This window comes from Bacillus sp. FJAT-27251, from assembly GCF_001273925.1.
Lineage (GTDB): Bacteria > Bacillota > Bacilli > Bacillales > Cytobacillaceae > Mesobacillus_B.
The window spans coordinates 170,932-181,090 of sequence record NZ_LIGG01000001.1 but is presented as its reverse complement, the minus strand read 5'-3'; the positions used below and the strand labels follow the sequence as shown (position 1 = coordinate 181,090).

The window sequence follows — 10,159 nt, the reverse complement described above, 5'->3', positions numbered from 1 at the left end:
TGCTTCCCCATTTTTAGACACGTCCTCTTTTAGAATGTTAGAGTCATTATAACAAAGTGACTAATTCTACGTGTCCGTTTTCTAGTCTACATCCATGACAGCTTCCCTCAGTGCCCAAAAACTCGGGGAGGCTGGAAAAGAAGGCACTGATAGCTCCACTCAGTGCCCAAAAACCAGGAGAAGCCGGAAAAAAGGCACTGACAGCCTCTCTCAGTGCCCAAAAACCCGGGGAGGCTGGAAAAAAGTACTGACAGCTTCTCTCAGTGCCCAAAAACCCGGGGAGGCTGGAAAAAAAGGCACTGACAGCCTCTCTCAGTGCCCAAAAACCAAGAGAAGCCAGAAAAGAAGGCACTGATAGCTGCCCTCAGTGCCCAAAAACCCGGGGAGGCTGGAAAAAAAGGCACTGACAGCTTCTCTCAGTGCCCAAAAACCAGGAGAAGCCGAAAAAAAAGGTACTGACAGCTCCTCTCAGTGCCTAAAAACCCGGAGAAGCCGGAAAAACAGGCACTGACAGAGCCCTTAGGGATAAATACAAAAACACCCATCCCCAGTAAGGACCACATATTGTTTCTGTCACTCCTCATTCGGGTAAAAAGATTTGAAAATCGGGAAAAGTTGTGAATATGATATTATATACTTTGGAGGTGCGTGCATGATTCACATAGGTTTAACAGGCTGGGGCGACCATGACAGCTTATATGGCGGAAGAGTCGCACCAAGGGATAAATTAAAAGAGTATTCAAGCCATTTTCCAATCGTGGAGGTGGACGCATCCTTCTATGCGGTCCAGCCAGTCAAAAACGCGGAAAAATGGGTGCACGATACACCTGAGTCATTTCAATTCATTGTAAAAGCCTATCAGGGGATGACTGGCCACCAGCGGGGCAAAATACCCTTCGAATCCAAATCGGAGATGTTTGGGGCCTTCCGTGAGTCGCTTAAGCCCTATCAGGAAGCTTCCAAGCTTGCCATGGTCCTATTCCAGTTTCCGCCCTGGTTCGAGTGCAAACGGGAGAATGTGGAACTGCTGCGCTGGTGCCGTGAGCAAATGGGAGACACCCCATGTGCCCTTGAGTTTCGCCACCAGTCCTGGTTTGCCGGGGAAATGGAACGGAAAACACTTCAATTCATGAAGCAGGAGAACTGGATTCACAGCATCTGTGATGAACCCCAGGCAGGGCAGGGGTCTGTTCCGATTGTCCTTAAATCCACCTCTCCCGAAAAAGTTCTGGTGAGGTTCCATGGCCGGAATGTTCACGGCTGGAACAAGACTGCTGGGGACAATTGGCGGGAAGTCCGTTATTTATACCGATATAATGATACCGAGCTGAAGGAATGGGCCGGTTATTTAAAAAAGCTAAAAAATGAGGCGGAACAAGTTTATGCCGTCTTTAACAATAATTCTGGCGGGGATGCGGCAGACAATGCCCGGCATATGCTTGAAATCCTCAATATCGACTATAGTGGCCTTGCCCCAAGACAGCTGGACTTATTTTAAATAGCCGGAAACGGGCAGGGCTTCACTTTTCTAGTAAAGGGATTGAGACTATTGGAAGTTTTACATATATACCATACGAATGACCTTCACAGCCATTTTGAACATTGGCCGAGAATCCACGATCTTGTCACCGAAAGGAGAAGATGGCATGAGCAGGAAGGAGATGAGGTTCTCCTTTTTGATATCGGCGACCATATGGACCGCTGGCATCCTTTATCAGATGCGACGCGGGGGAAAGGCAATACCGAACTCCTGAACAAGGCTGGTTATGATGCGGTGACCATTGGCAACAACGAAGGAATAACCATGCCGTATGGGGACCTGGACTCGATGTACAAGGAAAAGCAGTTCAAGGTTTTGATAGCCAATCTCTACCGGAAGGACGGAACCAGGCCGGAATGGGCCCAGCCTTACGAAACGTACATAACAAAGTCTGGAACAAGGATTGGCGTCATCGGCCTCACAGCCAATTTCAGCACCTTTTACGATATGCTGGGATGGAAGGTGTCAGATCCGATGGAAGAACTGTCTTCCTGCGTGGCCAGCCTGCGGAAGGAAACCGACCTAATCATTCTCCTTTCCCACCTTGGAATCAATGAAGATGAAATCATTGGTGAAAAATACCCTGAGATTGACCTCATTCTCGGCGGACATACGCACCATATTTTGCATGAAGGAAAGACTGTCGGAAATGCTCTCCTTGGGGCTGCCGGGAAGTACGGCCAATTTACCGGACATGTCATGATTGAAATTGAGCAGGGAACGAAGGAAATCCTGTCCAAGAAGGCGCAGCTGTATGATATGAACGAATGGGATGCGGCGGAAAGGGAGAGGGAGCGGATCGAAAGCTATTATCAGCGCGGAAAGGATCTGTTGTCCAGCCCGATTTTAAAGCTGCCGGAAAAGCTGGCAGCCAGCAGCTTTGATGAGTCGCCGCTGGCGGACCTGCTCTGCAGGACTTTAAGGGAGTGGTGCGATGCCGATTGTGCTTTCCTGAATGCCGGCTTGCTTCTCCACAGCCTTGAGCAGGGACCTCTTACGGAATATGACCTTCTGTCTGTCTGCCCTCACCCAATAAATCCTTGCACCATTCAGTTAACAGGATCCCAATTAAAAGAGGTGCTCCTCCAGACGAGAGATGAAAAGTGGCCCCATCTCCAAATCAAGGGATTGGGATTCCGGGGTACCGTCATGGGCAGGTTTGTATATGATCGTGTCGAGTTTTCCGGACAATCGATATTAATTGGCCACAAACCGTTGGAGCCAAAGAAACTCTACACGCTTGCCATTCCGGATATGTTTACGTTCGGCAGGTTTTTTCCGGAGGTATACCGCTCTGAGCATAAAACCTACTTTCTCCCCGAATTCCTGCGCGACCTGCTGAAATGGAAAATCCTGCAGCTCTACAATTAAGACAAAGTTTCACCTTTTCACTTGCTGCTACATAGAGTGTAGTACAAGGAAAGGAGTTGAGCTGCCCGTGATTGAAGTAACACCAATCGAGCTCGAGGGCCATACCTTTTTAGGCATTACTGTCAGACTGCCGAAAACCAACCTGCTTGTGGTAACAAGCGATAAAGGATATATTATGTGCGGCGCACTCGATGTCGCGCTTTTAAATGAAAAACTGAAACACCGGAAAGTGATTGCCGGAAGGGCGGTCGGCGTCAAAACCATTGAAGAATTGCTTGAAGCCCCGCTTGAGTCGGTAACCTTCGAAGCTGAAAACCTTGGAATCACGGCAGGAATGACAGGCAAGGCCGCACTCGGAAAAATGATTTGAGAAAAGCAGTCCAATAGCGGGCTGCTTTTTCCGTTAATTTAGCACATTTTTAGCCTATGTCCCCCTTTTTCTGCATACATATGCTTGTAAAGGAGGGGATTTATTTTGGCGAAGATGGGCCTGCGGCTGCGGCGGAAAGGGCCCTTGCCATTCAGGCATGTGCTGTTGATAACCTTGCTCTTTTTTTCCCTTTCAACTGTAGGCGGGCTTTGGCTGATTGATAAAGGAATTGAACCGACTTTGATGAGCTATGCTGAATCGCAGACCAGGAAAATCGCAACTCTTGTCATAAACAAGGCTATAAACGAGCAGGTTGTCAGTGGGATGCAAACCACTGACCTGATAGAATATGTGCCGATTGACGGGGGATCCAGGACGGTCATTCAGTATAATGCTGAAGTTTTAAATAAAATAAAGGCGGAGACAGTAAGCCTTGTCCAGATGAATATCAATGAAGCGCAAAAAGGGAATCTATCAGCACTTGAATCATTGGCAGATGTTGAATTCGAGACGGAACAGGCTAAGTCTGAAGATGGGATGGTCTATTATGTCCCGCTTGGCCAGGCGACCAAAAATGCGCTCCTTGGTAACCATGGCCCCAGGATTCCTGTCAAATTTACTGCTATTGGCGACGTTATTTCAGATGTGGTCTGGAATCAAAAACCGCTTGGAATCAACAATACTTGGATTGATGCATCCATCAGGATCATTGTGAATGTCCAGATTATCATCCCGTTCGCAACGGAAATTGCCACCATCCAGGAAGATATCCCAATCGGCGGTTTCCTGCATCCAGGGGAGGTTCCGCAGTTTTTTAACAATGGCGGCGGAGGTGTGCCGCCAGCAGTTGAATTGCCTTCAAAAAAGAATAATGATGAATTGCCCGGCGCATAAATAATTACATTTTTGTATAAAAAACAATAATAAAAGCTGTCTCTTTCCATGGGCAGCTTTTCTTGCAAAAAACGTAACTGAACTCCTGCTATATCAGTAAAAATAAGAGAATAAAAAATTTTAATAATAATCTGTAAATATTATTTTGACAAAAGAAAAAAACCAAGCTATACTAATCTCAGGAAAAAAGAAATCTGAAAATAGAAAAAGTTCCAACTCTTCACTTAAGTAAAGAAGGGAAGGAAAGATATCAGGGGGGTATCTCATTTATGGAAAATCGTCCACAATGGGGCACAAGGGCCGGCTTTATCCTTGCTGCTGTAGGATCGGCGGTCGGACTGGGAAACATCTGGCGTTTTCCGGGCGTAGCATATGAAAATGGCGGTGGAGCATTTTTCCTTCCTTACCTTTTCGCGCTATTAACGGCCGGAATTCCGCTGCTCATAATGGAATTCACAATCGGCCACAAGTACCGTGGATCTGCTCCTTTAAGCTTTGCGCGGATGAGGAAGGGAAGCGAGTGGCTCGGCTGGTGGCAAGTTGCCATATCCTTTGTCATCTCGACCTATTATGCGGTCATCATCGCCTGGGCAATGGCCTATGCCTTTTTCTCTTTCGGCCAAAAATGGGGGAATGACCCGCTTACATTCCTCGTAGGAGACTATCTGCAGGTTGTGGATGCCGGGCAGGTTGGCAGTCTCGTTCCATCCGTGTTCTTTCCACTGATTATTGTTTGGGTCATCTCATTGGGTATCTTGTTCAAAGGAGTCAAAAAGGGGATAGAAGTTGCGAACAAAATCTTTATTCCAGCACTTGTTATATTGTTTTTAGTTATTGTTGTTCGTGCTTTAACACTCGATGGGGCAGTGGAGGGTGTAAATGCATTCTTCAAGCCTGACTGGAGCCAGATTGCCAACGGCAAGGTGTGGGTCGCTGCATATGGCCAAATATTCTTCAGTTTATCCATTGCCTTCGCGATTATGGTAACCTACTCAAGTTATCTTCCGAAAAAATCGGATATCACCAACAATGCCTTCATTACTGGATTTGCCAACTCTTCATTCGAGCTTCTTGCCGGTATTGGCGTTTTCGCCGCCTTGGGCTTTATGGCTGCCCAGCAGGGTGTGCCAGTGGATGAAGTGGTAAGCAAAGGTGTTATCCTCGCATTTGCGGTATTCCCGCAGATTATCAATGAGCTTCCGGCTTTCAGCGGCGCGTTTGGTGCCTTATTCTTTACCTGCCTCGTGCTGGCCGGTCTGTCGTCGCTTATTTCAATCGTGGAGACATATATCGCTGGTGTACAGGATAAATTCAACATTTCCCGTACGAAGGCAGTCGCACTTGGCGGCGGGCTGTCGGCATTGATTTCCATCCTTTTTGCCACCCAGGGCGGCCTAAATTTCCTGGATACAGTTGATGCGTTCATCAACAATTACGGCGTAGCGTTTGCCGGCCTTATTGAAATCATCATTGTGGCCTGGATTGCCAAAGAGCTGAACAGCTTACGCGAACATGCCGATGGACTTTCCGATATCCGCCTTGGCAGCTGGTGGAACATTTGCCTGAAGTATATCACTCCGGCAGTTCTAGGAGTCATGATGGTGATGAATGTCATGACAGATTTGAAAACCAGTTATGGAGGCTATCCGGCCAGCTTCAACTTCTACTTCGGATGGCTAGTGGCAATCGGTGCCATTATTTTCGGCATCCTGTTTGCAAAGTTGAAAAAGTGGGATTCGGCCTCATATGAAATTCCAAAAGACAAGGGGGTTTCTAAATAATGGATGCCAGTGCATTGGTCATGATGTTTGCCGGAATGGTGATTATTTGGGGCGGCCTTGCAGCAAGTGTAGCCAACGCCGTTAAAAAATCCAGGGCTAAATAAAAAACGGGACAGTCTCGGTTCGATTCGAGGCTGTCCTTTTATTCTGGTCATGAGGGTATACCTGGAAGATTATCCTTTTTTAAGACGAGCCCTTTCCTCCCTGGACCATAACCTTAAATGCGGGAAAGGGTCAAATGACCATTCTGTATATCCGTTGTCTTTGTACATGCCATAGTGCAAATGCGGTGGAAATTTTCCTGCTGTACCCGGCGGCCCGTAGCCTGAGCTTCCTACCCCGCCAATCACCTGTCCCGGCTCCACGACCTGGCCAACCTGCAGGTCCTTGGCGAAGCCGCTCAGATGGGCAAAATAATGATACGTATTGTTGATGTCCCGGATGCCGACACGCCAGCCGCCGAAACGGTTCCAGCCTTTCATTTCGACAATGCCGTAACCTGTTGCCCGGACGGGAACTCCATATCCGGCGAAAATGTCTGTCCCTTCATGGATTCTTCGGCCTCCCCAGCCGCGGGCATCGCCCCAGGTGTTCTTATAGCTGTGATTGCTTCTCAAAGGAACAGGGAAGGCATGCTGATCAAGGTCAAGGCGGCCAAAATGTTTGTAGATTTTAGCTTTTCCAATGATGATGCCAACGGTCTTATCACGTTTGTAATAGTTCCACAGGCCTATCTTAATATTGTCGTGGTCTGTACCATAGGTTAAAAGGTATTGAGCAAACGCATGAAGTACATCCTCATCATCCCGGACATCCGCCTTGCCGTCCCCGTTTCCGTCAAAGCCTATGCCATTGAAGAATTGGATTGAAACCGGATTTGTATCTTCTATATCAGGGTTTAGGAATCCGGCCCATTCCTCGGGTCGAAAGTAAATTCCCGACAGACCTTCCGCTTTTGGGAGGTCCTTTCTCGCCAGTCGGATGCTGCGTTCATACTGGTCAATGGCCGCCATATAGTACCATGGCAGGTTGGTTACCGCTTCGACTCTCTTATAAAGGTCCATTCTTTTCCCGTACACATTCTCCTGCTCTCCGGCAAAGGCCATCGATGTGAAGCTGGGTAAGATTAAGGAAAAACAGATAACCAATGCAATAAAGTACCTCACAGGAATCCTCCCTTCCGCTAATTCTAAAACAGGACTTTAAATAGAGCTTCTCTGCTGAGATGGAAATAAAATACCAGTCCTTGTGCTCTGGCTTTAGTTTATGAGAAAGGGGAGATATCATAATGAGAAAAATATGGTAACTTGAAAAAGTTCTTGGAAAAGTTCTTCGGCTTGTCCTTGCCATTTTGTTATGATAAAGTGACAAAAGGAGCAATACCGCGAATGGAGTGACAAAATGAGCAGTAAAGAGGAAGTCCTAAGAAAACCTGATTGGCTTAAAATTAAATTAAATACGAACGATAACTATACCGGATTAAAGAAAATGATGCGGGAGCAAAGCCTCCACACGGTTTGTGAGGAAGCACGGTGCCCGAACATCCACGAGTGCTGGGCAGTAAGACGGACGGCTACTTTCATGATTCTGGGGGATGTCTGTACCCGTGCATGCCGTTTTTGTGCTGTAAAAACGGGACTGCCAACGGAACTGGATTTAAAAGAGCCTGAAAGGGTTGCCGATTCCGTAGTGACCATGAATTTGAAGCACGTAGTTGTCACTGCGGTGGCAAGGGATGATTTAAAAGATGGCGGAGCAGCTGTCTTTGCAGAGACAGTAAGAGCTATCCGCCGTAAAAATCCTTTCACTTCCATTGAAGTCCTGCCTTCCGATATGGGAGGCGTCTACGAGAATCTGCAGCTATTGATGGATGCAAAGCCGGATATCCTGAACCACAATATTGAAACGGTCAAACGCCTTACACCACGGATCCGCGCAAGGGCAACCTATGAGCGTTCGCTGGAATTCCTCCGCCGTGCAAAGGAGATGCAGCCGGAAGTTCCGACAAAATCAAGCATTATGATTGGGCTGGGTGAAACAAAGGAAGAAATCATTGAAGCGATGGATGATTTGCGGGCAAACCATGTGGATATCCTGACAATCGGCCAGTATCTGCAGCCTTCAAAGAAACACCTGAAAGTGGTGAAATATTACCACCCAGATGAGTTCAATGAATTTCGGGAAATCGCCCTCCAAAAAGGCTTTAGCCATTGTGAGGCCGGACCGCTTGTCCGATCATCCTATCATGCGGATGAGCAGGTGAACGCGGCGGCTAAACAAAAACAAAAGCTTGGCGAACAGGAAGTCCAGCAGGCATAAGCGATAAAGCAATGCGTTTGGGGCAGCCCCAAGCATAAAAAGTCCAGCAGCACTGCTGGACTTTTTTGGCTAGATAAGAAACTTTTAGTGCTTAGATAATTGTCCAGCTCCAGCGCCTAGCCCCTCGAGGTCATAAGCCACTCCAGAATTGAAGGCAAAAACCGCCTTCTATTCTGGAGTGTCTTATGCTGGTCGGGGCTGAGCATATAAGGAAAACTTCTCAGTATAAGCACCGCAGGAACAATCCGCCTTTAGATTGTTCCGAAGGCGCTTGCGCTTTTCCTTGCTATTCCCCATCCAGTACGGTGCCTTCAGTACCATTGCCCGAGCCTTGTCCGCGGTTGTTTTGTTTATTGCCATATCCCGTTCCGTTGTCCATAGTGTTTCCGGCATTGCCGGCTGCGTTTTGCTGCTTGCTGCCGGATTTGCCGGACCTGCCATCATCCCGGCGGTCTATACCGGTTTGGCCCTGCGGCGACTGGCTCATCTGCTCGATGACGCCTTCCAGGAGGGAATCAATATCATCGCTATTGGCATTAAGGGTTGCAAAATTCTCGACATTCTGCCTGAGATTAGGATTATCCGACACATAAATTTCAAACCAGCGGGGCACTACAGACATAGCTGTCTTTTTGACCTGGTCTGCCGTTTCTTCACGATTATTTGCTTCCGTCCGGTAGACAATCAGCACTTCTTCATCCGTTACAAGTGTCGAGACATCATCCACATTGGGAATGTGTGTACTTAGGCGTGATATCATGTCAGCAAATTGTTCCCGGTCAATTTCATATTCTGGCTGATCTTGGTCGGCTCCCATCACGCCTGTGCGCTGGTGGCGGACATAGCCGAACCGCTTGTCGTCATGGGGAACATCACGATTGTACAGCTCAGGCTCGCTATTGTTCACGTGAAGCTGGTTTCCGTTTCTTTGCTTTATTCCCCGGGTATCATTGCCGTCACCTGCCATATTGCCGGCGCAGCCGGCTGCCAGAAAACCGCAAATTCCTATGATCGCTGCTGTTTTTTTCATATTCAGCACCTCCTGTACATAGAATTGCCCAGGAGATTTCTTTTTTTCCTTAGTAATTCATGGAGAATCAGTTATAATTTATAATAGGATATTTTTTTACAGGCTGGCTTGTTACAGGCAAGCAATGGAAACGGCATTTTTTAAGAGGTGACAGTATGATTTGCATCAATAATTTCTGTTATGAAGTAGTCGATGAACATAGGGATGGATTCAATGAGGAAGCGTTCCGTTCTCGCTACAGTGATATTCTCAACAAGTATGACTACATAGTCGGGGACTGGGGCTATGGCCAGCTAAGGCTGAAAGGGTTCTTCGAGGACCAGAACCAAAAGGCGACTTTTGATACCAAAATCAGCACGGTAAGTGAGTACTTGTACGAATACTGTAATTTTGGCTGTGCTTATTTCATCGCCAAAAAGGTGAAGAAATAAAAAAAGGAGGCTGGTTCCAGGGGGAACGGCCTCCTTTCTTTTATTATGAAAAGGTGTCACGGAGTATAAGGCGACTGCACATCTTTCCCGGGGTCGTCATGGGTGGGATGGGCCCCCTCCATCTGTCTCGGCATATCCTGGTGCAATGTTTTATTCTCATAGTTAAAGGCGCTGTAATATCGCTGGCCTTCCTGCCATTCAGTGCTTTTGTTCTGGACCGGCTCACTTTCCGCACGCGGTGAACCGTAGGGTCCTTCCGGAAATTCTTCAGCCGTTAAGAAGTTTTTGCTTTTCTCCACATTCGACAGCTCGGAAAATACTTCAGAATCTTTATTTGCCATTCAATCACCCTTTCCTTTTTTCTTTCTTAGTATTTGTGATTTTAGGCAAAATAACAGAATGAGCAGAAAAAGCGGCTGTCAG

Annotated in this window: 11 protein-coding genes; 8 read left to right on the top strand and 3 right to left on the bottom strand. The window is 47.3% G+C overall.

Annotated features, from left to right (window positions below; translation table 11 throughout):
• Window positions 1–652 precede the first annotated feature (652 nt).
• The 6 genes from ADU22_RS00920 (at window position 653) to ADU22_RS24490 (ending at window position 6,060) form a co-directional block, all read left to right on the top strand.
• Window positions 653–1,498, top strand: a complete 846-nt coding sequence (locus ADU22_RS00920; protein WP_053360469.1) for a DUF72 domain-containing protein — start codon at window positions 653–655, stop codon at window positions 1,496–1,498.
• A gap of 51 nt (window positions 1,499–1,549) precedes the next feature.
• Window positions 1,550–2,911 (top strand): bifunctional metallophosphatase/5'-nucleotidase, encoded by a 1,362-nt coding sequence (locus ADU22_RS00915; protein WP_082252751.1) that lies wholly within the window; start codon window positions 1,550–1,552, stop codon window positions 2,909–2,911.
• A 67-nt stretch (window positions 2,912–2,978) separates the two neighbouring features.
• The gene (locus ADU22_RS00910; RefSeq protein ID WP_053360467.1) at window positions 2,979–3,281 is read left to right on the top strand and encodes a YunC family protein; all 303 of its coding nucleotides are present in this window, start codon (window positions 2,979–2,981) and stop codon (window positions 3,279–3,281) included.
• A 114-nt stretch (window positions 3,282–3,395) separates the two neighbouring features.
• Window positions 3,396–4,175, top strand: a complete 780-nt coding sequence (yunB, locus tag ADU22_RS00905) for a sporulation protein YunB (RefSeq protein ID WP_353611403.1) — start codon at window positions 3,396–3,398, stop codon at window positions 4,173–4,175.
• 269 nt (window positions 4,176–4,444) lie between these two features.
• Window positions 4,445–5,956, top strand: coding sequence for a sodium-dependent transporter (locus ADU22_RS00900; RefSeq protein ID WP_053360465.1), 1,512 nt, complete (start codon window positions 4,445–4,447; stop codon window positions 5,954–5,956).
• On the top strand, window positions 5,956–6,060 hold the full coding sequence (locus tag ADU22_RS24490; RefSeq protein ID WP_156324283.1) for a methionine/alanine import family NSS transporter small subunit: 105 nt from the start codon (window positions 5,956–5,958) through the stop codon (window positions 6,058–6,060). Before ADU22_RS00900 ends, ADU22_RS24490 begins: the two co-directional genes overlap by 1 nt.
• A gap of 69 nt (window positions 6,061–6,129) precedes the next feature.
• Here the strand turns inward: ADU22_RS24490 and ADU22_RS00895 are convergent, their stop codons facing one another.
• On the bottom strand, window positions 6,130–7,062 hold the full coding sequence (locus ADU22_RS00895; protein ID WP_053364414.1) for a M23 family metallopeptidase: 933 nt from the start codon (window positions 7,060–7,062) through the stop codon (window positions 6,130–6,132).
• Between the two features lie 295 nt (window positions 7,063–7,357).
• Between ADU22_RS00895 and lipA the strand changes: the two genes are divergently transcribed.
• Entirely contained in the window at window positions 7,358–8,275 is a 918-nt protein-coding gene (lipA, locus tag ADU22_RS00890; RefSeq protein ID WP_053360464.1) for a lipoyl synthase, read from the top strand.
• A gap of 286 nt (window positions 8,276–8,561) precedes the next feature.
• On the opposite strand, the gene ADU22_RS00885 is transcribed toward lipA, so the two are convergent.
• Entirely contained in the window at window positions 8,562–9,305 is a 744-nt protein-coding gene (locus ADU22_RS00885) for a YhcN/YlaJ family sporulation lipoprotein (protein WP_053360463.1), read from the bottom strand.
• A gap of 155 nt (window positions 9,306–9,460) precedes the next feature.
• On the opposite strand from ADU22_RS00885, the gene ADU22_RS00880 reads away from it, so the two are divergent.
• Window positions 9,461–9,736, top strand: coding sequence for a YutD family protein (locus ADU22_RS00880; RefSeq protein ID WP_046522382.1), 276 nt, complete (start codon window positions 9,461–9,463; stop codon window positions 9,734–9,736).
• Between the two features lie 56 nt (window positions 9,737–9,792).
• On the opposite strand, the gene ADU22_RS00875 is transcribed toward ADU22_RS00880, so the two are convergent.
• The gene (locus ADU22_RS00875) at window positions 9,793–10,077 is read right to left on the bottom strand and encodes a hypothetical protein (RefSeq protein ID WP_053360462.1); all 285 of its coding nucleotides are present in this window, start codon (window positions 10,075–10,077) and stop codon (window positions 9,793–9,795) included.
• Window positions 10,078–10,159: the final 82 nt, after the last annotated feature.

Bases quoted from the DNA above. Each gene is read 5' to 3' on its own strand.
- ADU22_RS00885 (WP_053360463.1), bottom strand. From the start codon at position 9,305: ATGAAAAAAACAGCAGCGATCATAGGAATTTGCGGTTTTCTGGCAGCC.
- ADU22_RS00895 (WP_053364414.1), bottom strand. From the start codon at position 7,062: ATGGCCTTTGCCGGAGAGCAGGAGAATGTGTACGGGAAAAGAATGGAC.
- ADU22_RS00900 (WP_053360465.1), top strand. From the start codon at position 4,445: ATGGAAAATCGTCCACAATGGGGCACAAGGGCCGGCTTTATCCTTGCT.
- ADU22_RS00880 (WP_046522382.1), top strand. From the start codon at position 9,461: ATGATTTGCATCAATAATTTCTGTTATGAAGTAGTCGATGAACATAGG.
- ADU22_RS00875 (WP_053360462.1), bottom strand. From the start codon at position 10,077: ATGGCAAATAAAGATTCTGAAGTATTTTCCGAGCTGTCGAATGTGGAG.
- lipA (WP_053360464.1), top strand. From the start codon at position 7,358: ATGAGCAGTAAAGAGGAAGTCCTAAGAAAACCTGATTGGCTTAAAATT.
- ADU22_RS00920 (WP_053360469.1), top strand. From the start codon at position 653: ATGATTCACATAGGTTTAACAGGCTGGGGCGACCATGACAGCTTATAT.
- yunB (WP_353611403.1), top strand. From the start codon at position 3,396: ATGGGCCTGCGGCTGCGGCGGAAAGGGCCCTTGCCATTCAGGCATGTG.
- ADU22_RS24490 (WP_156324283.1), top strand. From the start codon at position 5,956: ATGGATGCCAGTGCATTGGTCATGATGTTTGCCGGAATGGTGATTATT.